At 34.3% G+C, this 22,576-nt stretch carries 30 protein-coding genes; 24 read left to right on the top strand and 6 right to left on the bottom strand.

Going from position 1 to position 22,576, the window contains the following annotated elements:
- The 4 genes from B2745_RS14820 to B2745_RS14835 all read right to left on the bottom strand — a co-directional run bounded on the left by B2745_RS14820 (position 1) and on the right by B2745_RS14835 (position 3,272).
- Positions 1 to 354 carry a DUF4288 domain-containing protein gene (locus tag B2745_RS14820; protein WP_026904275.1) on the bottom strand — a complete coding sequence of 118 codons (354 nt, stop codon included), beginning with the start codon at positions 352 to 354 and terminating at the stop codon, positions 1 to 3.
- An 11-nt stretch (positions 355 to 365) separates the two neighbouring features.
- On the bottom strand, positions 366 to 1,145 hold the full coding sequence (locus B2745_RS14825) for a LiaF transmembrane domain-containing protein (RefSeq protein WP_304068238.1): 780 nt from the start codon (positions 1,143 to 1,145) through the stop codon (positions 366 to 368).
- Between the two features lie 111 nt (positions 1,146 to 1,256).
- Positions 1,257 to 2,429 (bottom strand): multidrug effflux MFS transporter, encoded by a 1,173-nt coding sequence (locus B2745_RS14830; protein WP_304068239.1) that lies wholly within the window; start codon positions 2,427 to 2,429, stop codon positions 1,257 to 1,259.
- 84 nt (positions 2,430 to 2,513) lie between these two features.
- The gene (locus B2745_RS14835) at positions 2,514 to 3,272 is read right to left on the bottom strand and encodes a DUF3891 family protein (RefSeq protein WP_304068240.1); all 759 of its coding nucleotides are present in this window, start codon (positions 3,270 to 3,272) and stop codon (positions 2,514 to 2,516) included.
- Between the two features lie 163 nt (positions 3,273 to 3,435).
- Here B2745_RS14835 and ald point away from each other — a divergent pair, with 163 nt between their 5' ends.
- The 6 genes from ald to B2745_RS14865 all read left to right on the top strand — a co-directional run bounded on the left by ald (position 3,436) and on the right by B2745_RS14865 (position 8,650).
- The gene (gene ald, locus B2745_RS14840; RefSeq protein WP_304068241.1) at positions 3,436 to 4,566 is read left to right on the top strand and encodes an alanine dehydrogenase; all 1,131 of its coding nucleotides are present in this window, start codon (positions 3,436 to 3,438) and stop codon (positions 4,564 to 4,566) included.
- 73 nt (positions 4,567 to 4,639) lie between these two features.
- A complete protein-coding gene (locus B2745_RS14845; RefSeq protein WP_304068243.1) occupies positions 4,640 to 4,990 on the top strand; it encodes an ArsC family reductase in 351 nt (116 codons plus the stop codon).
- Positions 4,991 to 5,100: 110 nt separating this feature from the next.
- On the top strand, positions 5,101 to 5,823 hold the full coding sequence (locus B2745_RS14850) for a hypothetical protein (protein ID WP_304068245.1): 723 nt from the start codon (positions 5,101 to 5,103) through the stop codon (positions 5,821 to 5,823).
- Positions 5,824 to 5,852: 29 nt separating this feature from the next.
- Positions 5,853 to 6,713 carry a carbohydrate kinase family protein gene (locus B2745_RS14855; RefSeq protein WP_304068247.1) on the top strand — a complete coding sequence of 287 codons (861 nt, stop codon included), beginning with the start codon at positions 5,853 to 5,855 and terminating at the stop codon, positions 6,711 to 6,713.
- Between the two features lie 54 nt (positions 6,714 to 6,767).
- Positions 6,768 to 7,850 carry a hypothetical protein gene (locus tag B2745_RS14860; protein ID WP_304068249.1) on the top strand — a complete coding sequence of 361 codons (1,083 nt, stop codon included), beginning with the start codon at positions 6,768 to 6,770 and terminating at the stop codon, positions 7,848 to 7,850.
- Between the two features lie 458 nt (positions 7,851 to 8,308).
- Positions 8,309 to 8,650, top strand: a complete 342-nt coding sequence (locus B2745_RS14865; RefSeq protein WP_304068251.1) for a zinc ribbon domain-containing protein YjdM — start codon at positions 8,309 to 8,311, stop codon at positions 8,648 to 8,650.
- A 55-nt stretch (positions 8,651 to 8,705) separates the two neighbouring features.
- On the opposite strand, the gene B2745_RS14870 is transcribed toward B2745_RS14865, so the two are convergent.
- Positions 8,706 to 8,828, bottom strand: coding sequence for a hypothetical protein (locus B2745_RS14870; RefSeq protein WP_304068253.1), 123 nt, complete (start codon positions 8,826 to 8,828; stop codon positions 8,706 to 8,708).
- A gap of 228 nt (positions 8,829 to 9,056) precedes the next feature.
- On the opposite strand from B2745_RS14870, the gene B2745_RS14875 reads away from it, so the two are divergent.
- The 7 genes from B2745_RS14875 to B2745_RS14905 all read left to right on the top strand — a co-directional run bounded on the left by B2745_RS14875 (position 9,057) and on the right by B2745_RS14905 (position 16,378).
- On the top strand, positions 9,057 to 10,013 hold the full coding sequence (locus B2745_RS14875) for an oxygenase MpaB family protein (RefSeq protein WP_304068255.1): 957 nt from the start codon (positions 9,057 to 9,059) through the stop codon (positions 10,011 to 10,013).
- A gap of 362 nt (positions 10,014 to 10,375) precedes the next feature.
- Positions 10,376 to 10,789, top strand: a complete 414-nt coding sequence (gene rpsL, locus B2745_RS14880; RefSeq protein WP_026904284.1) for a 30S ribosomal protein S12 — start codon at positions 10,376 to 10,378, stop codon at positions 10,787 to 10,789.
- 19 nt (positions 10,790 to 10,808) lie between these two features.
- Entirely contained in the window at positions 10,809 to 11,276 is a 468-nt protein-coding gene (rpsG, locus tag B2745_RS14885; protein WP_026904285.1) for a 30S ribosomal protein S7, read from the top strand.
- Positions 11,277 to 11,364: 88 nt separating this feature from the next.
- Entirely contained in the window at positions 11,365 to 13,473 is a 2,109-nt protein-coding gene (gene fusA / locus B2745_RS14890) for an elongation factor G (RefSeq protein ID WP_026904286.1), read from the top strand.
- 139 nt (positions 13,474 to 13,612) lie between these two features.
- Entirely contained in the window at positions 13,613 to 13,918 is a 306-nt protein-coding gene (rpsJ, locus tag B2745_RS14895; protein WP_013633190.1) for a 30S ribosomal protein S10, read from the top strand.
- A 121-nt stretch (positions 13,919 to 14,039) separates the two neighbouring features.
- Positions 14,040 to 15,086, top strand: coding sequence for a Fic family protein (locus B2745_RS14900; protein ID WP_304068257.1), 1,047 nt, complete (start codon positions 14,040 to 14,042; stop codon positions 15,084 to 15,086).
- A 29-nt stretch (positions 15,087 to 15,115) separates the two neighbouring features.
- Positions 15,116 to 16,378, top strand: a complete 1,263-nt coding sequence (locus B2745_RS14905; RefSeq protein WP_304068259.1) for a prephenate dehydrogenase — start codon at positions 15,116 to 15,118, stop codon at positions 16,376 to 16,378.
- On the opposite strand, the gene B2745_RS14910 is transcribed toward B2745_RS14905, so the two are convergent.
- Positions 16,364 to 16,954: a hypothetical protein gene (locus tag B2745_RS14910; protein ID WP_304068261.1), complete on the bottom strand. Its 591-nt coding sequence runs from the start codon at positions 16,952 to 16,954 to the stop codon at positions 16,364 to 16,366. The two genes, B2745_RS14905 and B2745_RS14910, sit on opposite strands and share 15 nt — an antisense overlap.
- A 418-nt stretch (positions 16,955 to 17,372) precedes the next feature.
- Here B2745_RS14910 and rplC point away from each other — a divergent pair, with 418 nt between their 5' ends.
- The 11 genes from rplC (at position 17,373) to rplN (ending at position 22,576) form a co-directional block, all read left to right on the top strand.
- Positions 17,373 to 17,990 carry a 50S ribosomal protein L3 gene (gene rplC, locus B2745_RS14915; protein WP_026904290.1) on the top strand — a complete coding sequence of 206 codons (618 nt, stop codon included), beginning with the start codon at positions 17,373 to 17,375 and terminating at the stop codon, positions 17,988 to 17,990.
- 1 nt (position 17,991) lies between these two features.
- The gene (rplD, locus tag B2745_RS14920) at positions 17,992 to 18,621 is read left to right on the top strand and encodes a 50S ribosomal protein L4 (protein WP_026904291.1); all 630 of its coding nucleotides are present in this window, start codon (positions 17,992 to 17,994) and stop codon (positions 18,619 to 18,621) included.
- A gap of 1 nt (position 18,622) precedes the next feature.
- Positions 18,623 to 18,913 carry a 50S ribosomal protein L23 gene (gene rplW, locus B2745_RS14925; protein ID WP_026904292.1) on the top strand — a complete coding sequence of 97 codons (291 nt, stop codon included), beginning with the start codon at positions 18,623 to 18,625 and terminating at the stop codon, positions 18,911 to 18,913.
- Positions 18,914 to 18,920: 7 nt separating this feature from the next.
- Positions 18,921 to 19,745 (top strand): 50S ribosomal protein L2, encoded by an 825-nt coding sequence (gene rplB / locus B2745_RS14930; RefSeq protein WP_026904293.1) that lies wholly within the window; start codon positions 18,921 to 18,923, stop codon positions 19,743 to 19,745.
- Positions 19,745 to 20,011 (top strand): 30S ribosomal protein S19, encoded by a 267-nt coding sequence (gene rpsS, locus B2745_RS14935; protein ID WP_026904294.1) that lies wholly within the window; start codon positions 19,745 to 19,747, stop codon positions 20,009 to 20,011. Before rplB ends, rpsS begins: the two co-directional genes overlap by 1 nt.
- Positions 20,012 to 20,017: 6 nt before the next feature.
- The gene (rplV, locus tag B2745_RS14940) at positions 20,018 to 20,377 is read left to right on the top strand and encodes a 50S ribosomal protein L22 (RefSeq protein ID WP_026904295.1); all 360 of its coding nucleotides are present in this window, start codon (positions 20,018 to 20,020) and stop codon (positions 20,375 to 20,377) included.
- 10 nt (positions 20,378 to 20,387) lie between these two features.
- The gene (gene rpsC / locus B2745_RS14945; RefSeq protein WP_304068263.1) at positions 20,388 to 21,179 is read left to right on the top strand and encodes a 30S ribosomal protein S3; all 792 of its coding nucleotides are present in this window, start codon (positions 20,388 to 20,390) and stop codon (positions 21,177 to 21,179) included.
- A gap of 41 nt (positions 21,180 to 21,220) precedes the next feature.
- On the top strand, positions 21,221 to 21,643 hold the full coding sequence (gene rplP / locus B2745_RS14950; RefSeq protein WP_026904297.1) for a 50S ribosomal protein L16: 423 nt from the start codon (positions 21,221 to 21,223) through the stop codon (positions 21,641 to 21,643).
- A 75-nt stretch (positions 21,644 to 21,718) separates the two neighbouring features.
- Complete coding sequence (gene rpmC, locus B2745_RS14955; protein ID WP_304068267.1) at positions 21,719 to 21,937, top strand: 50S ribosomal protein L29; 219 nt, start codon at positions 21,719 to 21,721, stop codon at positions 21,935 to 21,937.
- Between the two features lie 14 nt (positions 21,938 to 21,951).
- Positions 21,952 to 22,206 (top strand): 30S ribosomal protein S17, encoded by a 255-nt coding sequence (rpsQ, locus tag B2745_RS14960; RefSeq protein WP_026904299.1) that lies wholly within the window; start codon positions 21,952 to 21,954, stop codon positions 22,204 to 22,206.
- Position 22,207: 1 nt separating this feature from the next.
- Positions 22,208 to 22,576, top strand: coding sequence for a 50S ribosomal protein L14 (gene rplN / locus B2745_RS14965; protein WP_026904300.1), 369 nt, complete (start codon positions 22,208 to 22,210; stop codon positions 22,574 to 22,576).

The raw sequence follows: 22,576 nt of genomic DNA on the forward strand, positions 1-22,576 counted from the left end.
CTAAAAATGAATTAAATTTTCTTGTGTTATCTTTTTTAAATTTAGTGCTTTTTCTTCTACTCTTTTTAAGTAAAGCTCAACATTATCAGGCTCTTCAATATGGTAATGTATTTCTTTGCCCTGTTCTATCTCGCCAACATATTCAGATTCTGTTACGGCAATAAATTTCCAGTTTAAGGTATGTCCGTTTTGGCTGATGATATTTTCTTGAGCCATCATACCAACCTGATGCGCCATTTCTAAAGCATGTTCTTTACTCAATGCTTGAATAAGTCTTAGTTGTTCATCAAACTGAAAATGTTTGTTATTATCATTTACAATCTGAAAAATTAGTTTTACAGCAAACCATTTCATAAGTAAAATATTTAAAAGCTTTTAATTTCTATTCCTCCAAATACCGATGTTCCTTTAATTACAAGTACCTTACTTTTATCAGTTACCTGGTTTTGGAACACCCTTTTATCATCTATTCCGGCAAAAATTGCTGCCATCTCTGTGCTTACTTCCCATCCGTGTGGGATAATAATTTTGGTACCTCCAAAAATTTGTACTACCTCTAGTACGGCAACGCCTTGTATATCAGCATGGGTAAGATTAATTTCTGTTCCTCCCATGATGGTTACAATCTCGCCCCCTTTAAAATTTTTAGAAAGTACGTGTTTTTTTGCGCCTCCAAATACCGCAACAGAGTCTATCACATCATCACCAGTATTGAGACTATCTTTATGACTGTAATGGGTTTGTTGTTGGTCATTATGAGCTAAAGGCTGCTCGTCTTTTTTTTTAAATCCGCCTTTAAAGCTATGCATTTCGCATTTTTTATGCCTGCCAAAAATGAACCATAAGCCTAAGCCAATTAATATAACTGGCCAAGTAAATTCGGTTACAATTAAATCTGGATTAATTCTTTCTGCTAAAAAAACACCTCCTACTAAAATCATAAATAACCAGCCGGAGTTTCTGAAATTGTTTTTGATACCACTGGCAAGGCCAATAACAATCAGTAGCATAGGCCAGCTTACTAACCATGATGGTAAATCTGCGCCCATTTGTTTAGCTAACAAAACCGAGCCTATAACCAAAAAGGCGCCTCCAACGACTTGTTTGTTGTAATTTCTTTTATTTTTTATTTCTTGGGTTTCCATATTCTTTGTATTGATAGTTCAAATATGCAATAGCAATTACAACTCCTTTATAGTTACAAGGAGAAATGAGGAGATTTCTCGGTAAAATGCCATAAAAAATCGGTGAAAATATTAGGCTTGATATTTTTTTGCTTGCCTTTGTCCGATATAAACCAAAGAAAAGCTACAAATAATACAAAAGGCCATCACGCTTGTCATAGGTAAAGCCGTACCATCGTGTAAAAAACTAACCGCAAATGACGCTAAAGCGCTAAATAACATCTGGAAACAGCCTAATAAGGCTGATGCTATTCCTGCCTTTTTATCAAATGGTGCCATAGATAATGCCGAAGTATTGGGAGAAAAGAAACCTAAAGCCGACATAAATATCCATATCAAAACTAGAGTACTGTAAACATTTAATAGTTGTGTAACTGATAAAATCGCAAGCAATAAGGCTGTGGCGAGTTGTACCCGACTTGAGTTTTTTATAATCATCCCGATGGGATATTTTTTGAGCAATTTACTGTTTAGTTGGCTAGCACTTATTAAACCAATTGCATTTAATGCGAATAACCAACCATATTGTTTTTCGGTAAAGCCAAACAGTTCTATAAAGACAAATGTTGAGCCTGCTATATAAGCAAACATCGCTGCTGAGGCTATGCCTCCGGCAAGAGCATAGTAAATAAAGCGTGGTTCAGAAAAAGCAAACCAAAAATCTTGCAATACTGCTTTAGGTTTTAACGACATGGTTTTATCTGCAGGTTTACTTTCTGGCAAATATTTATAGCACATGTAAATGGTGAAAACAGCTAATACAATTAAAAAAATAAAGATAGAGCGCCAACCTAAACCGCTACTCATGTATCCACCTAATGTTGGAGCCAGAATAGGCGATACCCCAATAACTAACATCAATAGAGAAAAGATTCTAGCATTTTCACTCACCGGGAAAATATCTCTCACCATGGCTCTGGAAATAACCATGCCTGCACAACTTCCCAAAGCCTGAAAAAATCGCATCACGATAAGGGTATCAGCTGTATTTGCAAATGCACAAGCAATACAAGTAAGCAGATATATAAATAATCCTGTAAAGAGTGGGATTAACCTACCAAACCTATCTATTAAAGGGCCATAGATAAGTTGTCCTAAAGAAATGCCGATAAAATAGCTACTTAACGAGAGTTGTATATGGGGTACCGTAGTATTTAAATCTTCAGCCATCACTGGGAAAGCAGGTAAATACATATCAATACTAAAAGGACCTACAGCAGATAAAACGCCAAGCGATAAGATCATGTAGAATCTGTTTTTTTCTGCCATATTACAAAAATAATAGAATCAGGCTTAAGCCCGAGTATTATTTCTGCAATAAATACCCTACTATATAATTTTTACAGTATGGTAAAACCAAGGTTGTTTAATGAATGCTGCTAGCAAACCTTCATTTTGTATATTGTCTTTAAGTATTTTTTTGAAAGTGATTTTTATCTCAAAAGGTTTTTCAAATAAACGACTATTAAATTTGATGATGTGTTTATCTTGATAATTAGCTGTTACCCTTTGCTCTCCATTATCATGAAAAAATTCTGAGTTATTGAAACCATCTTTAAAAAGTGGATGCTCGTTCTTTTTGTCTACGCCAGGGTTATTCATACAAGCATATAATGATAAGTCATCACAAAGTTGTAAGATTTTAAGTTGGTAATTTAAAAAAGTAGACGTTTGAATTCTTAAACGCTGCATTAAATGTTTCTGTCTTAGCGTTTCTCTTTCATAGAAAGATTTTCCATACTCGGTTTCAGAATGGGCAAAAAAGCTACTGTAGTGCATACTACAAAGTAAAGCAGCATAAGAGTTAGCTTGGTCTACTTGCTCAATGCCAAGCTTATAAAAGTGTAATTTAATATTTTCAGGATATGCTATAAAATCATAAGGCTTTTGAAGCTTATCATTCCAAATGGGCTCAGAGTCTGGTATTATCCAAGCTCTGTCATGCTGATAGATAGCAAATTTCAATGATTCAAAATGTTCTGTAGGTATAAACTCTTTCTTTAAGTTTACAAAAAATTCCCCAGAAATAGTAGCATGTTCATGCTGCGTTATAAAAATAAATGAATCCTTTGTTTCCCGCGTAATCATAGATGTAATAAAGCCCAAAATTACACTTTCTTTAAAATTTAAAAAATTATAATTTGTATAATATTGATGTATTTTAAAAAAATTACAATCAGATAAAAAAAAGTTTAAATAATTGGTTGTTTTGTTGATGATTTTTTATTTATTTGTCTAAAACTTTGACAAAATGATTATAGGAGTACCTCGCGAAATAAAAAATAATGAAAATAGGGTTGGTCTTACGCCTGCTGGAGTACATGAATTGGTAAAAAGGGGGCATCAAGTTTTAATAGAAACGCATTCTGGAGCAGCTAGTGGTTTTAGAAATGACGATTATGAAGATGCTGGAGCTCAAATTATTTTAACTGGTGATGAGGTTTGGGGTAGGGCAGATATGATTGTTAAAGTTAAAGAACCCGAAGAACGTGAGTATAAATTAGCCAGAAAGGATCAATTGATATTTTGTTTTTTTCATTTCTCATCACACCGTAAGCTTACTTACGCTATGATGGATAGCGGTGCTGTGTGTTTAGCGTATGAAACTGTAGAGTGTACTGATAAATCTTTGCCTATTTTGGTGCCTATGTCTGAGGTTGCTGGTAGAATGGCCATACAACAAGGTGCTAGGTATTTAGAGAAGCCGGTTATGGGCAGAGGCGTACTGTTAGGTGGTGTGCCGGGTGTAACACCAGGCAAAGTTTTAATTATTGGTGCTGGTGTAGTTGGTGTGCAAGCTGCTAAAATGGCCTCTGGCTTAGGTGCCCATGTTACCATAGTTGATACCAATATAGAACGATTAAGATATGTAAATGATATTCTTCCGCCTCATGTGGTTACCATGTTCAGTAGCGAGTATAACATCAGAAAGTTAATCACAAATCATGATTTAATCGTTGGTGCAGTTTTAGTTCCAGGTGCAAAATGCCCCACCGTTATTACCAGAGATATGCTAAAGCTGATGAGGCCAGGAACTGTTATTGTTGATGTATCTGTAGACCAAGGCGGATGTATTGAGACTTGTAAACCTACAACGCATGAAAATCCAACTTATATTGTTGATGGTATTTTACATTATTGTGTAACCAATATGCCAGGGGCGGTACCTTATACTTCTACTATAGCACTTACAAATAGCACATTTCCTTACATATTGCAACTTGCAGATAAAGGTTGGAAAAAAGCTTGTTTAGATAATTATGAACTTCTAAAAGGCTTAAATATCATAAGCGGAGAAGTAGTTTATCGTGAAGTTGCAGCCACTTTTGACTTACATTATAAACCTGTACATCAGTTTTTAGATACCAAAGAAGAGTATTGATAAACCTAGTTGAATAACAAATTTTAATATCAGTGGTTAAATATTTAGCTTCGTAAGTTTAGTTAAATATAGTATGAGCATTAAAGTATTTGGTATACCCAACTGCGGGTCAGTAAAAAAAGCAAGAACCTGGTTAGAGGAAAATAACATTGATGTACATTTCCATGATTTTAAAAAACTTGGGATTGATGAAGAACATCTAAATAAATGGTGTAATACCTTAGGCTGGGAAAAAGTAGTTAATAAAAAAGGTTTAACTTGGCGTGGATTAGATGAAAAAGTCAAGGAAGTTGTAAAAGATCAACAAAGTGCGGTACAACTGATGTTAAACCATACAAGTGTTATTAAAAGACCAGTGATAGAGACTCCTAAAGGTATAATAATAGGTTATGACGAAGCAGAGCTAAGTAAATTTTTCTCTTAATGAAGCGTTAAATAATGTTAATAAGTTGTTTTCTAAGGTTTATTAACAGATTTTTGACATTGTATGATACAAAATGCTTGTTAATTTGTTAATACAATTAAACATAATTTATGAAAGGCTTCTGGTTATTGCTGTTTCTTTTAGCACCTGGTTTTTTATGCGCACAAAGCATATTAACGGGTACTGCTTATGATGCTGATACAAGAAGTAAATTAAAATTGGTATTTGTTAACAATCTTACCCAAAAAGAGGTAGACCATACCGGGCAAAAAGGTGATTTTAAAGTTAAAGCTGAAATTGGAGATTTAGTTGTTTTCTCTTGTCCGGGTTACCAGAGCGATACCTTAATTGTTGAAAGTTTAGACCCTCGTATCGTTTTATTAAGAACAAGGATGATTGTTTTAAACGAAGTAATCGTATCTGCCCAAGCCAATAAAACTGATGCACAAATTAGAGCTGCTTATTCTTCAGCTTATTCTGCTGCTAACACTACCATTCTAACCAAAGATGGTGGCTTAAGTTTATATAATGCTTTTAGTAAGCAATCTCAGCAAAAGAGAGAATTTCAAAAGTTTATGGATACCGAGCTTAATGAACGTTTAATTGATAGACGTTTTAACAGAGAGTTGGTAACCGAGCTTACCAAAGTTAGAGGGCAGCTTTTGGAAGATTTTATGTCTTATTTTAGGCCAACTTATTCTGAGATAAAAGATATGAGCGATGTAGAATTAAGAACCTATATCATTAAATCTTATAATGAATATATTAAGCTACCGGCAGAAATGAGAATTTATCCCCCTTTACCTAAAACATCATTTGGGGGCGGCATGTAATTTCAAGATTTATTAAAATCCTTAGCCTTATGATTTATTGTTTTGGAGAAATATTGTGGGATGTTTTACCACAAAAGGCCTTACCAGGTGGTGCTTTGATGAATGTATGTATCCATTTGCACAAATTAGGGTCACAAACAAAATTGATAAGTGCTATTGGTAATGATAAGGCTGGGGCTGATTTAAAAAAATATCTATATCAAGAACTGAATGATGTATCGCTTATTCAAACTAAAAATCATTTAGCTACGGGTAAAGTTCTGGTAAATTTGGATGATCCCTTAAATGCCAAATATGATATTTTACAGCCTGTTGCGTATGATGAAATAGATAGTCCTGAAATAGCATTAAAAAATGATGATATTCTTGTTTTTGGCAGTTTAGCATCCAGAGGAGCATACACTAAAAACACCTTATTAAAACTTCTAGAAAAACCTTGTTTAAAAGTTTTTGATATCAATTTAAGGGCTCCCCATTATACTGAAGCATCATTAAAAGAATTTTTGAAATTAGCGGATTGGGTTAAGCTGAATGATGATGAATTTGAATTGGTTTGTTCTTGGTATCAGTTAAATCCTCAAGATGAATTTGTATTTCAAAAGTTAGCGGCCTTATGGGATGTTACATTAATTTGTCTCACCAAAGGAGGTAAAGGTGCTACCTTGTTTATCGATGATCAGATTTATCAGCACCCGGGTTTTAAAGTTGAAGTTGCAGATACTGTTGGTGCTGGAGATGCTTTCTTAGCGGCACTCATTCATTCTTATCAAATAGGCTGTGTTCCAGACATGATGTTGAATAATGCATGCGCTTTAGGGGCATTTGTTGCAGGTAAAAGCGGGGCTAATCCTCCATACAAAGTAGATGAGATAAGTTTTTTTAATAACTAGATTTTATTTTAATAAGTAATTTGATATAATCTTAGATTAATGTACTTTTAAATGATGTCTAACTACAAATATCCTTATACTGTGTATCCTTCAAGGGTATTGAGTTTTCTAAATTATGATTTTAATTTGCCACAAGTTCCTGTAAAGCCAAGTCTTCCTAATATGCCGAATAAAGTTAATAAAAACTCATATTCTGTTGCTATAATAGGTGTTTTACTTTTTTTTGTTGGAGCTATTATTTCTGAATTTATAATATTGTTGATTAGCTGTTTTTTGATAATAATCTCTTTTATTTTAGGGGCTGTGGAAAATAGGAGTCAAAAAAGACTAGATAGTATGTATAATCGAGAAACTGAAAATTACAGCAAATCAATTTTGATTTATAATTCACAACTTAAGGTAAGAAATGAGTTGATCACAAAGTTGAAGAATATTGGCTATCGAGAACAATATAAGCTGGATAAAATCAAAGAATTTTTTAAAGCTATGAATTATAATACTGCTCAAAGTTCAGTTAATAAGGGTGTTACAGAAGATTTGTTTTTTGATTTAATAAAAAAAGTTTTTTTTGATAATGAGGTTTTAACAGGTAAAACTATCTCAAATGAATATTTTGCTAGTTATTCTTATGTTCCTGATATTTTGCTTTATGACAAAGAAATTGGCGCATATGTAGATATTGAAATAGATGAACCTTATACATTAGTTGACAAAAAGCCAATTCACTTTTTGAAAATTGAAAATGATGAGTTTTTGCATTCTAATTCTTTAAGAGATGATTATTTTGCAAGTTTAGGTGTTGTGATAATAAGATTTTCTGAATCACAAATTTTAGAATCTCCCTTCGGTTGTCTTGATTATATTTCAAAAGTAATGTATTCTTTAACTAATAATGATTATTATTTAAAGTTACTGAGTAGTTATATCTATAGTGAAGTTAAAGAAGAAGAGTTTTGGCTAGTAGAAGATTCAATAGAATTTGCGAAAAAGAAGAAAAGAGAATATTATTTCTTTGGAGAAAATGGGTTTTCAACGGATTTATCTGAATATTTTAAGCCTAACTTTAAGAAAGAACAATTTGTAAATCTAACTAAAAGAGACAATTTCGATATTTTAGATGACGACTTTCCTTTTTAAATGTCAATATTAATATTTATTAAAATGGAATTAAATTTAAAATTGTGAAGCTAAAGCAACAAGGAAAAACAAATGTGAATGGATTAAATTATTTTGATCTATGTTCTGATAATTATAAATATCAATTTGGTTATATTAAAAAAGAGTATTATTCTTGGAAATTATACATAAATATAAATGGTCAAAAAAACTATTATTATGGAAGCTTAGCACAATGTATTAAAAGAGCTGAGGAACTGCGAAATGAAGAATTCTAGTAGCATTTTTTTTATTAAGCCTCTGAAATTGGAAAATATGATTTTATAATTTTAAGTTTAGTGAAGTGATATGTTAATTCAAAATTTATTCAAGCTAATTATTTGGCGTGTTTAAAAGTAAGAGGTACGAAGATTAATAGAAATCCTTAATAATTTTATTGATATTAAGGAAATCTTAACTTCGCATCTTTAATTTAATTGATGAGCAATAACCATAACTGTCCACAATGTGGATCTGAATTTACCTATCCAGAACAAGATTACTTGGTTTGTTCTCAGTGTTTCTATGAATGGAATCCAGAAGCAGAGGAAATTGAAACTATCGTTGCTGATAAAGTATTAGATGCAAACGGTAATGAAATCATAGATGGAGATACGGTTATTTTAATAAAAGATTTACCTGTAAAAGGCTCGCCTAAGCCTATTAAAATTGGCACTAAAGTGAAGAATATTCGCCTTACCTCTGGAGATCATAATATTTCTTGTAAGGTAGAAGGCTTTGGAGCTATGTATTTAAAATCAGAGTTTGTAAAGAAGGCTTAAATAATGATAAATAAGGTTTGGCTTTTTTCTGAGCCAAACCTTATCATAACTAATGTCATTTTTTCTTTTTAGAGCTGCCCAATTCTTTAGCAGCTTCACTTTTTTGTTCTTTACTTGTTTTCGGGTCTTTTAACTCTTTAGAAGCCTTGCTCTTCGAGTTGTTTTTTGATGTAGTCATGTTTTTCAATTTAAAATAAAATGTAAGTAAGCCTTTACAACAAGTTTGCCAAAAGAATACGATAAAGTGTTTGCCTTTCATGATGTTAGAATACTCCAGTAAAAGCCTATACTCATCCTTTGATTAATTGCAAACTCGCTTAAATATCTTGAGTACAGCTTTTTATTTAGGTTTTATCCAAACAATTCTTAAACATTTTTATTATCAGTTCTAAAAACCAATTTTTTAATGGCATTAGATTTAGATAAGTTTAGACAAGTAGGGGACCCTCTGGCAGATGATTTTATAGCAAATTATTTTTCTAATGCTGATCATAAAAGGAGATTAGATTTAGCATTAGCCAATTTAAAAACCAATGCCAATTGGGTAGCTTTTTTAGCTGAAATACCAGAAGCCACATTTTTTGATGAAGAATTGAAAAGAATCGGACTTGTTGATTTGAAAATAAAAAACGATGCTTTAGCATTTTATAAAAAGAAATCAACATACATACTCCAGCTTTTAGGCCTATTATCTTTACCTTATTGTTATGCTGCTGCCGATGGTGCCATGGTTCTTTATCAAACAGAAAGAATGTATAAAGATGTAGCCAAGAGATTAGAAGAAACAGGAATGTTTGTGGCTTCGATGATGAATCCAAAGGGGTTTGATGAAACTGGTGATGCTAAAGTTCAGCTCTTTAAGGTAAGACTCATGCATGCTGCCGGTAGGTATTACATTTTAAAAGGGGATTGGGATTATAATTTAGGGTTGCCAGTTAATCAAGAAGATTTAGCCGGAACCAACCTTTCTTTTTCTTTGATAGTCATTAGAGGATTAAGAAAAATGGGTTTTACTATTTCTTATCAGGAGCAAATGGCTTATATCAATTATTGGAGTTGGATTGGAGCTGTTTTAGGGCTAACTCCAGAGTTATTACCACAAAATGGGAGTCAAGCTTTAGATTTAGAAAAGGCAATTAGTGGTAGGCATTTTAAACCATCACTTGCTGGAAAACAACTGACCAAATCTTTACTACAATGTTTTTACAGTTTAAATGATAGAAAACAAATCAAAAATGTAGAGATAGCTGGTTTTATGAGGTTTTTACTGGGAGATAAGGTTTCAGATATGTTAGATGTTCCTAAAGAGAAATTTCCGGTTTCTAAACAGTTATTGTTAAAATTGAAAGCAACGGTTTCTTAATTAAAAACTATAATTATAATTCAGGGAAGATGAAACTCTGTTTTTAAGTCTATTGTATCCACCTAAACCCGATTGAAGCCTTTGTTTGAGCTGTTTAGTAATTGATAAATTGCTAAAAGCAAGTGCGGAAAGCGTAACTACCTTTAATAGTAGTAATAAATATGCTTTTCTAATTGCTAATACATCCTCGGCGTTTAAATCAAACTTCCGACATCGGTCATCGGACATTTAAACTTTTTTCACACAAACTATTGAATATCAAAAAATAAAAACTTACTTTTGCAGTCCTTTTAAATGGGCATGGTATGCCGTGTTCAAATTTGAGGGTAGTTAAAAGAAATTTTTAAACATAAATTCATTAAATGCCAACCATTCAACAATTAGTTAGGAAAGGTAGAGTAGCTCTGGAGGATAAGAGTAAGTCCCCAGCGTTGGACAGCTGTCCACAGCGAAGAGGAGTATGTACCCGTGTATATACAACTACCCCTAAAAAACCAAACTCTGCAATGCGTAAAGTTGCCCGTGTACGTTTAACCAATGGTAAAGAAGTTAACGCTTATATTCCGGGTGAAGGTCATAACTTACAAGAGCACTCTATCGTGTTAGTAAGAGGTGGAAGAGTAAAAGATTTACCAGGTGTTCGTTATCACATCGTTCGTGGTGCTTTAGATACTGCAGGTGTTGCAGGTCGTAATCAGCGTCGTTCTAAATATGGTACTAAGAGACCAAAACCAGGACAAGCAGCAGCAGCTCCAGCAAAAGGTAAAAAGAAATAATTAAACGGAGGAAAAGAACATGAGAAAGTCGAAACCAAAAAAGAGAATTATTCTTCCTGATCCAAAGTTTAACGACGTTATGGTTACCAGGTTTGTGAATAATATGATGTACGATGGAAAAAAATCTATCGCTTACGATATATTTTATAAAGCTATTGATTTAGTTGAGTCTAAAACCAGCGAAAACGGTTTAGAGCAATGGAAAAAAGCTTTAAACAATGTAATGCCAGGAGTAGAGGTTAAATCACGCCGTGTGGGTGGTGCTAACTTCCAGGTACCTACAGAAGTTCGTCCTGAGCGTAAAATTGCTTTAGGTATGAAATGGTTAATTAGCTATTCAAGAAAACGTGGTGAAAAAACCATGATGGAAAAATTAGCTGGTGAAATTATTTCTGCTGCTAAAGGCGAGGGTGCTGCAGTGAAGAAAAAAGAAGATACACATAAAATGGCAGAAGCTAACAAGGCCTTCTCTCATTTCAGATTCTAAATTTTAAATGATAGAATGAGGGATTGATTGACTGGAGGAATATATTATTCAATCATTCATTCAATCCTTCAATCATTAATAACATAAGATGTCAAGAGATTTAAAATTCACAAGAAACATTGGAATTGCTGCTCACATTGATGCTGGTAAAACTACCACAACAGAGCGTATTCTATATTATGCAGGTGTGAACCACAAGATTGGTGAGGTACACGATGGTGCTTCTACTATGGACTGGATGGTTCAAGAGGCTGAAAGAGGTATAACCATTACTTCTGCTGCAACAACTGTAAACTGGAAATACAGAGGAGATAACTATCATATCAATATTATTGATACCCCAGGTCACGTTGATTTTACTGTAGAGGTAAACCGTTCTTTACGTGTTTTGGATGGTTTAGTTTTCTTATTTTCTGCGGTTGATGGTGTTGAACCTCAATCTGAAACCAACTGGCGTTTAGCTAACAACTACAATGTATCGCGTATCGGTTTTGTTAATAAAATGGATAGAGCTGGTGCTGACTTCTTAAAAGTTGTTAAGCAAGTAAAAGAAATGTTAGGTTCTAATGCTATTCCTTTACAAATTCCTATTGGTGCAGAAGATTCTTTCAAAGGTGTTGTTGATTTAATTAACTGGAGAGGTATCGTTTGGAATGAAGCTGATAAAGGGATGACTTTTACAGAGGTTCCAATTCCTGATGATTTAGTTGAGGAAGCAACAGAGTGGAGAGAGAAATTATTAGAAGCAGTTGCTGAATATGATGAGTCATTAATGGAGAAATTCTTTGATGATCCTTCTAGCATTACAGAGCGTGAAATCTTAGACGCTTTACGTCAAGCTGTATTGGATGCTAAAATTGTTCCTATGGTTTGTGGTTCATCTTTCAAAAACAAAGGTGTACAAACCATGCTTGATTACGTGATGGAATTATTGCCTTCACCATTAGATCAAGAAGGTATTAATGGAACTAATCCTAATACTGGCGAAGAGGTAATTCGTAGACCAGATATTAAAGAGCCTTTTTCTGCCTTAGCATTTAAAATTGCTACCGATCCTTTCGTTGGTCGTTTATGCTTTATCCGTGTTTACTCGGGTAACTTAGAGGCTGGTTCTTACGTTTACAATGCTCGTTCAGAAAATAAAGAACGTATTTCTCGTATTTTCCAAATGCATGCAAACAAGCAAAACCCTATTCCTAATGTTGGAGCTGGTGATATTGCTGCCGTTGTAGGTTTTAAAGATATCAAAACGGGAGATACACTTTGCGATGAGAAAAATCCTATCGTTTTAGAGTCGATGAATTTCCCAGATCCAGTTATCGGGTTAGCTATTGAGCCAAAAACTCAAGCTGATGTTGATAAATTAGGTATGGCTTTAGGTAAATTAGCTGAGGAAGATCCTACTTTCCGCGTTCATACTGATGAAGATTCAGGACAAACCATTATACAAGGTATGGGTGAGCTTCACTTAGATATCTTAATGGACCGTTTAAAACGTGAATTTAAAGTAGAGGTTAACCAAGGTGCGCCACAAGTAGCATATAAAGAGGCTATTACCGGTACTGTTCAACACCGTGAAACTTACAAAAAACAAACTGGTGGTCGTGGTAAATTTGCTGATATCCAAGTTGTTATTTCTCCTGCTGATGATGAGACTAAAGTTGGTCTTCAGTTTGAGAACGAAATATCTGGTGGTTCTATTCCTCGTGAGTTTATTCCATCAGTACAAAAAGGATTTGAGGCTTCGTTACCAAACGGTGTGTTAGCAGGTTTCCCTGTAACTTCAATGAAAGTTCGTTTAATTGATGGTTCTTTCCACCCAGTGGATTCAGATGCATTATCATTCGAATTAGCAGCTCGTAACGCTTTCCGCGAGGCACTTCCAAAATGTAAACCAGTATTAATGGAGCCAATCATGAAAATTGAGGTATTAACTCCGGAAGAAAACATGGGTGATGTAATGGGAGATTTAAACCGTCGTCGTGGTCAGTTACAAGGTATGGATACAAGAGCTGGTGCTCAAGTTATTAAAGCCTTAGTGCCACTTTCAGAGATGTTTGGTTATGTTACGCAGCTACGTACTATTACTTCTGGTAGAGCAACTTCTACAATGGAATTTGACCATTATGAGCCAGCTCCAAGAAACGTACAAGAAGAAGTAGTAGCAAAAGCTAAAGGTGCTAAAGCAAACGCATAATTGACACAAAAGAATAAAGAGCAAAGATAAGAAGACTAAATATTGTCGTTAAATCTTTGTTCTTTAATCCTTATTTATAAAGAAAAATCCGGTCTCTGTTACTAATAGCTCTAACGGAAGATCATAACTTAAAACAACAATGAGCCAAAGAATTAGAATTAAATTAAAATCTTACGATTACAATTTAGTAGATAAGTCTGCTGAGAAAATCGTTAAAACTGTTAAACCTACGGGTGCAGTAGTTAGTGGTCCAATTCCTCTTCCAACCGAGAAGAAAATTTACACTGTATTACGTTCTCCACACGTAAACAAAAAAGCAAGAGAGCAGTTTCAATTATGCTCTTACAAAAGATTATTAGATATTTATAGTGCTTCGGCAAAAACTGTAGATGCTTTAATGAAACTTGAATTACCTTCAGGTGTTGAAGTAGAAATTAAAGTCTGATAGTTAGCTTTTTGATAAAATTATAAGCCCTTTCCTGAAAATCGGAAAGGGCTTTTTGTTTTTAGATTTTTTTTAATCCAGTGGTTATGACTATATTTGTCATGACTAAAAATGTCATGATATGGTTTCAAGAATAAAATCTGCTAGAATTAAGAAAGGGCTAAAAGTTAGAGAGCTTGCACAATTACTTATGGTTGATTCTTCATTGGTCAGTAAATTTGAATCAGGAGTTAGAAAGCCCAGTAGAGATCAAATTATACAAATTGCGCAAATATTAAACATAGATGCACATGAATTATTAATAGATTGGTTAAGCGAGCAAGTTGTTGAGCAAGTAGGTTATGGTAATTTTGCCTTGGAAGTTCTTTCTGTTGCTGAAGAAAAGATTAAGTATTATAAGAAAAGCGAACTGCTAATTATTAATAAAGTAAATGATGTTTTAGCAGAGATAGATAAGTTAAAGGAAAAGTTGACACAGCATAGAGCTTTAGATAGTTTCAAGATTATAGAGGCTCTAGAGTTAGAATACACTTTTGAAAGCAATAGGATAGAAGGGAATACGCTCACACTTAAAGAAACAGACTTAGTAATTAATGAGGGTATTACCATCTCTGGTAAAAGTATGAGAGAGCACTTAGAAGCTATAAACCATAAAGAGGCCTTAGATTTTTTAAAAGAATTAATAAGAAAAGATGCTGATTTTTCTGAGAGGGATTTATTATTGTTGCATGCCCTTATCCTTAAAGGGATAGATTCTAAAAATGCAGGTATTTATAGAGATGTACAAGTTATGATTAGCGGTAGCAGGCATTTACCTCCACAGCCATATTTGATAAAAAAGCAAATGGAGGATTTGTTTTTTTGGTATCAGGCCTATAAAAAGGATTTACATCCGGTGGTTTTAGCTGCAGAACTTTCTGAAAGATTAGTTACTATTCATCCTTTTTTAGATGGAAATGGTAGAACATCTAGGCTTATCATGAATCTTATTTTATTAAAAAATGGTTATGTAATTGCAAATATTAAAGGCGATGCCGAAAATCGTATGAAATATTATGAAGCCTTAGAAAATGCTCAAGTGGATAATCAAAAAGAAGGTTTTCATCTTTTTGTAGCCCAGGTAGAGTTAGAGGCTTTGAAAAGATATTGCTCAATTTTAGGGATTTAAAATCTATATCTTTTAATATCTTAGCAACGATGAATATAGGATTAATAGGTCTAGGAGATATGGGTAAGCTGTATGCAAAGAAATTTGCAGCAGCAGGGCTTTCTGTTTTTGGATGTGATTTGCCTGATCGTATGCTAGAACTTCAAGAAGAATTAGGTCCTTTAGGTATCATAATTCTGAATAATGGTTTGGAAGTATCTGCAAAATGCGATTTTATTTTTTACGCTGTAGAAGCAGAAAAGATTAAAGAAGTTGTAGCTGCTTGTGCTTTTTCTACAAAAAAGGGAGCTATGGTAACAGGTATGACATCGGTTAAAACTCCAGAAGTAGAAGCATTTGAGCGTTATTTATCAAAAGATATAGAATTAATCTTAACTCATTCTTTGCATGGTCCAGGTTTTAGTACTAAAGGTCAAAAGTTAATTGTTGCGCCACATCGGATATCTGCTGCATCTTATGCTAAGGCTATGCAAGTTTTACAACTTCTAGAATCTGAAATTATTGAGCTTAATGATTATCATCAGCATGATCAAATCATGGCAGATACACAAGCGGTAACGCACATGGGTTTTGAAAGTATGGGTACTGCTTGGAAAAATGCAGGAACTTATCCTTGGGAGAGTGGTGCTTATGTTTCTGGGATAGATAATGTTAAGATTCTTACAACTTTAAGAATTTTTAGTTACAAAGCACATATTTATGCCGGTTTGGCTATTCTAAATCCTTATGCAACGGCTCAGATTATTGCTTACGCTCAGTCAGAATCCATTTTATTTAAAATGATGATTCAAGAGGATGAAGCTAATTTTAGAGAAAGAATTTATAAAGCAAGGGATTTTGTTTTTCATGAACAAACCAATCTTATTTTGTTTGATGACGATATTATGCAAGAATTTAGCATAGGCGATAATCAGGAGTTAGCTAAGCATAATTCTCATCTTAGCTTACTTGCTATGGTTGATGCGTGGCACCAATTAGGCATCAATCCTTATGATAACATGATATGCCAAACGCCTCCTTTTAAACTCAGATTAGGAATTGTAGAGTACCTCTTTAAGAATGAAGATTTATTAGAAGATACTATTCAAACTGCTTTATACGATAAAAGTATTAGAGGAGATGATTTAGAGTTTCATACAGCAGTAAGAGAGTGGGCTTCTATTATCAGATATAAAGATATGGAGGGTTACAAAACTCATTTTAAAGAAGCAAAGGATTTTTTTGAACCTCTGCTAGAAAAAGGGCGTGTTCAAAGTGCTGAATTAATTAAACGCTTATCAACGCCTAAATAATTCGTCTAATTTGTTTCTTTCATCTTGTAGAGCCCTGGCAAGTTTTTTCTCATTGTCATTAGCTTTTATTTTATAATTCTTAAACTCGTCATTTAAATCGTTGAAAAGTTTTATCCTGTAAAGAGCTTCTTTTCTAAAGTTTTTGGTCCTAAGTATTAAGAAAGTAGCTAAACCGAGCAAAAAAATAATTAGACCCCACATGGTAGTTTGATAGGCAGCTTTAGAAAGCGGAACAAAACTTAAGAGTAGTATTTCATCTTTGGCATTTAAAGCTTTAGATAAGTGATTGTTTTTTTCTGATAAAAGCTTTTTAAGTTGGTTAATTTCTAATTGTTGTTTATTAATTTGGCTTTGAGCTTTATCTAATTTAGCTTGATTACTCTTTAAAGAATCAGTTGTATTTTTCCAGAGACTTTTTATCTGATTCTGGTTAATCACCTTATATTCCTGATAATTATTGGCTTTTTCCACAATATTTTCATATTGAGCATTTAAGCTTGTTTGTGCTTTAGAAAAATTTATTGTTCCAGCAAATATTAGTATTATGCCGGTAAACAGATAGCATTTATTTTTCATTTATGTAAAGAGTTTATACTGAATAAACAGTAAAAAGATTAGAATATTGTAGATTTATATAGAATGAAAACTTAAAATATTGATTTAGAAGTGTTAAACGAACGAATTTTCTTATAAAGCAATCCTTTCTTTTTTTTATAAGTCTCTTATTTTTCTTACTAACAGTGTATACCCCAGTTTTTAATGGTGACCAGAAGATAGTTTGTCTTTATCAATAACAATAATTTAAGATAAATAAATTTTAGTATGATAGATTAAATTTTAGGTTATTCTGGTGTTAAGAAAAAATATAAAAAATAAACTTATAACTGTTTGATTATTAATAACTGTTTCTTATCTTTGCCGTCCCTTTTGGGAATATTGTATCCACCTTGAACGAAGCCCTACTGCTTCGATGGGTGTTAATTTAATTTAAGAAATGTCAGGAATTATTGGAAAAAAAGTAGGAATGACCAGCATTTTCGACGCAGAGGGTAAAAACATACCTTGTACTGTTATCGAAGCTGGACCTTGTGTGGTAACACAAGTTAGAACCGTCGAGAAAGATGGCTATGCTGCTGTTCAGTTAGCTTACGACGAGAAGAAAGAAAAAAACACCACTGCTTCATTAAAAGGTCACTTTGAGAAAGCTGGAACTACACCTAAGCGTAAGCTTGTTGAGTTTAAGTATTTTACAGAAGAAAAATCTTTAGGTGATGTTGTTGATGTTAATCTTTTCTTAGAAGGTGATTACGTAGATGTAGTTGGTACTTCTAAAGGTAAAGGTTTTCAAGGTGTTGTAAAACGCCATGGTTTTAGTGGTGTGGGTATGCAAACTCACGGACAGCACAACCGTTTAAGAGCTCCAGGTTCATTAGGTGCATCTTCATTTCCTTCAAGAGTATTTAAAGGAATGAGAATGGCCGGAAGAACAGGTGGTTCTAGGGTGAAAATTCAGAACCTTCAAATCGTTAAAGTTTTTGCTGAGCAAAATTTATTAGTTGTTAGTGGTTCTATACCAGGAGCAAAGGGTTCGTACGTATTAATCGAGAAGTAAGATGGAAGTTAAAGTATTAAACATCTCAGGTAAAGAAACAGGTGCCAAGGTGCAACTTCCTGAGGGAATCTTCGGTATTGAGCCTAATGACCATGCGATTTATTTAGACGTAAAACAGTATTTGGCAAATCAACGTCAAGGTACTCACAAGTCTAAACAACGTAATGAAATTGCTGGATCAACTAGAAAATTGTACAAGCAAAAAGGCACAGGTGGTGCTAGAGCCGGAAGTATTAAATCTCCATTATTTAATGGTGGTGGTAGAATCTTTGGTCCTCAACCACGTGATTACAGCTTTAAATTGAACAAAAAGTTAAAAGAAGTTGCTCGTAGATCTGCGCTTTCTTACAAAGCTCAGGATAACAGTGTTTTAGTATTAGAAGACTTTACTTTTGATTCTCCGAAAACTAAAAACTTTATCAGCTTACTAAATGCTTTAAATTTTGCAAACGAAAAAACATTAGTTGTTTTAGCAGAAGCAAACCAAAACGTTTATTTAGCAAGCAGAAATCTTCAAAAAGCTAAAGTTATTACAGCAGATCAGTTAAATACATACGATGTATTAAACGCAGGAAAATTAGTATTAACTACCGGTTCGGTAAAAACATTAGAGGAGGCATTAGCTAAGTAATATGGAAATTTTAAAAAAACCCGTTCTTACAGAAAAAGCCGCTGTGTTAACTGAGAAATTGAACCGTTATATTTTCCAGTGTGATCACAGAGCTAACAAATTGCAAATTAAATCTGCAATTGAGGCCATGTATGGTGTTACTGTAGATGCAGTAAATACGATGGTTGTAGTAGGTAAAAACAAAACCAGATCTACTAAGACTGGTATCGTACAAGGTAGAATAGCTAAATATAAAAAAGCTATTATTACTTTAAAAGAAGGTGAAACTATTGACTTTTATAGCAATATATAATTAAAAAATGGGCTTAAGAAAATTTAAACCAGTAACCCCAGGAACACGTTTCAGAGTTGGCGCTGATTTCACAGAAATCACTACAAGAACTCCTGAGAAGTCTCTTGTTGTAAAAAGCAAGAAATCTGGTGGTCGTAATAATACTGGTAAAATGACTATGCGTTATCTCGGTGGGGGTCACAAGCAATTGTACCGATTGATAGATTTTAAACGCGATAAAAAAGATATCCCCGCAACTGTAGCAACAATCGAGTACGATCCAAATCGTACTGCCCGTATCGCCCTGTTACACTATGCTGATGGAGAGAAAAGATATATCATCGCTCCTGAAGGTTTACAGGTTGGACAGAAAGTTGTTTCTGGTGAAAATGTAGCTCCTGAAATAGGAAACACTACAACATTAGCAAATATCCCTCTGGGTTCTATCATTCATAATATAGAAATCAACCCAGGAAGAGGAGCTCAAATTGCAAGAAGTGCTGGTTCTTACGCTCAATTAGCGGCAAGAGACGGTAAATATGCAACTATCAAAATGCCTTCTGGTGAAACTCGTCTGATTTTAGTTACCTGTACAGCAACTATTGGTACTGTATCTAACTCAGAACATTCAAATGAAGTTTTAGGTAAAGCCGGTAGAAAACGTTGGTTAGGCCGTCGTCCAAGAGTTAGAGGTGTTGCAATGAACCCTGTTGATCACCCAATGGGTGGTGGTGAAGGTAGATCTTCTGGAGGTCACCCACGTTCAAGAAAAGGTTTATTGGCGAAAGGTTTCAAAACTCGCGACAAAAAGAAATATTCAGATCGTTTCATCATTGAGAGGAGGAAAAAATAATGGCTCGTTCAATTAAAAAAGGACCATATATAGACCATAATGTAGAAAGAAAAGTTTCTACGATGAATGATTCAGGTAAGAAAACTGTAATCAAAACTTGGTCAAGAAGATCAATGATATCTCCGGATTTCGTAGGTCATACATTCGCAGTACACAACGGAAATAAATTCATTCCGGTTTATGTAACCGAGAACATGGTTGGTCATAAGCTTGGAGAGTTTGCTCCAACCAGAACATTTAGAGGTCACTCTGAAAAGAAAAGATAATAAGAAATGGAAGCAATAGCAAAATTAAATAATTGCCCTACTTCTCCTCGTAAAATGAGACTGGTTGTTGATTTAATCAGAGGTGAACGCGTAGAAAAGGCACTTTATATCCTAAAATATACCAATAAAGAAGCAGCTATAAGGGTTGAGAAACTATTATTATCTGCCATTAAAAATTGGGAGTTAAAAAATGAGGGTCAACGTCCTGAAGATGCTCAACTATTTGTGAAAACAATTATGGTTGATGGTGGTCGTCAGTTGAAACGTTTAAGACCTGCACCTCAGGGTCGTGGTTACAGAATACGTAAACGTTCTAACCATGTAACTTTGGTAGTAGATAGCAAAAATGTAGAACCTCAAAACTAATTAAGAAGAAATGGGACAAAAGGCTAATCCAATAGGAAACAGATTAGGAATCATCAGAGGATGGGATTCTAACTGGTATGGTGGTAATAACTATTCTGATAAATTAGTTGAGGATGAAAAGATTCGTAAATACCTTTCAGTGCGTATAGCAAAAGGTGGCGTATCTAAAGTTGTTATCGAAAGAACATTAAAACGTATAACTGTTACTATTCACACTGCTCGTCCGGGTATTGTAATCGGTAAAGGCGGTTCAGAAGTTGATAAAATCAAAGAAGAGTTAAAGAAATTAACTAAGAAAGATGTTCAAATCAATATTTTTGAAATCAAAAGACCTGAGCTAGATGCAAAATTGGTGGCAGATGGTGTTGCGAAACAATTAGAAGCTCGTATCTCTTTCAGAAGAGCTATGAAAACTTCTATCGCATCAACTATGAGAATGGGTGCAGAAGGAATTAAAATTATGTGCTCTGGCCGTTTAGGTGGTGCAGAGATGGCTCGTTCTGAACAATACAAAGACGGTAGAATTCCTCTACACACTTTCAGAGCTGATATTGATTATGCTTTAGGTGAAGCATTAACTACTTACGGTAAAATCGGTATCAAAGTATGGATTTGTAAAGGTGAAGTTTACGGTAAGAGAGATTTATCTCCAAATATCGGAGCTAGCGCAGGTAAAGGTGGAAAAACCGAAGGTTCTTCAAACTTTGCTCCAAGAGGTGGCGAGCGTGGTGATAGAAAAGGTGGTAACAACCGTGGTGGAAACCGTGGTGGTGCCGGTGGAGCTAATAGAGGTAAAAGATAATTCAGTTAGAAACTATCGTTTAACGATTAAAGAATAAAGTAATGTTACAGCCAAAAAGAACGAAGTTCAGAAAAATGCAGAAGGGCAGAATGAAAGGCCTAGCCACTCGTGGTGCTGAGCTTGCATTCGGTTCATTCGGAATAAAATCACTGGAAGAGTGCTGGATTACCAGCCGCCAGATAGAAGCAGCCCGTATTGCGGTAACACGTTTTATGAAACGTGAAGGCCAAGTATGGATTCGTATTTTCCCAGACAAACCAGTTACCAAGAAACCTGCGGAAGTACGTATGGGTAAAGGTAAAGGTGCGCCTGAGTATTGGGTTGCAGTTGTAAGACCAGGTAGAATCCTTTTCGAAGCAGAAGGTGTGCCTTTTGAGGTTGCTAAAGAAGCTATGCGTCTTGCGGCTCAGAAATTACCGGTTCAAACTAAGTTTGTAGTACGTAGAGATTACGTAGAAGCATAAAACCAGTTTTTAGTTTTTTTTGTTGGCCGTTACCTAACAAAGACAGCTTAAACTAAACTAATTACTAATAGTAAAATGAAATACGCAGAAATTAAAGCGCTGGCTACAGACGAAATTGTTGCCAGAATTCAGGAAGAAAAAGCGACTATGACTAAGTTGAAATTTGCACATGCAGTTTCATCAATAGAGAATCCTACTAGAATTTATAAATCTAGAAAGACTATTGCTCGCTTAAGTACAGAATTAACTCAGCGCCAAGCGCAAGCTAAGGCAGCTTCTGAAAGTAACTCATAATTTTTAGAGTCGAAATGGAAAGAAAATTAAGAAAAACAAGAATTGGGTTAGTGGTGAGCAATAAGATGGATAAATCTATTGTAGTGAGTGTGGAGAGAAAAGTAAAGCACCCAATTTATGGTAAGTTCGTAAAGACGACTACCAAATTTATGGCTCATGACGAGAAAAATGATTGCGGTGTTGGAGATACCGTTTTGATCATGGAGACACGTCCTCTGAGTAAGAACAAAAACTGGAGATTAGTTGAAATTTTAGAAAGGGCTAAGTAAGATGGTACAACAGGAATCACGATTAAACGTTGCCGACAATTCTGGAGCTAAAGAAGTTTTAGTTATCAGAGTGTTAGGTGGTACCGGTAAGAGATATGCTTCTATTGGTGACAAAGTGGTAGTAACTGTAAAAGCAGCACTTCCATCAGGAAACATCAAAAAGGGAACAGTATCTAAAGCTGTAGTAGTTAGAACGAAAAAGGAAATCAGAAGAAAAGATGGTTCTTATATCCGTTTTGACGATAACGCGGCAGTATTATTAAATAACCAGGATGAACCAAGAGGTACACGTATCTTTGGCCCGGTTGCAAGAGAACTGCGTGAAAAACAATTCATGAAAATTGTATCATTAGCACCGGAGGTTTTGTAA

Source organism: Pedobacter glucosidilyticus, assembly GCF_002483235.1.
GTDB classification, from domain to species: domain Bacteria; phylum Bacteroidota; class Bacteroidia; order Sphingobacteriales; family Sphingobacteriaceae; genus Pseudopedobacter; species Pseudopedobacter glucosidilyticum_B.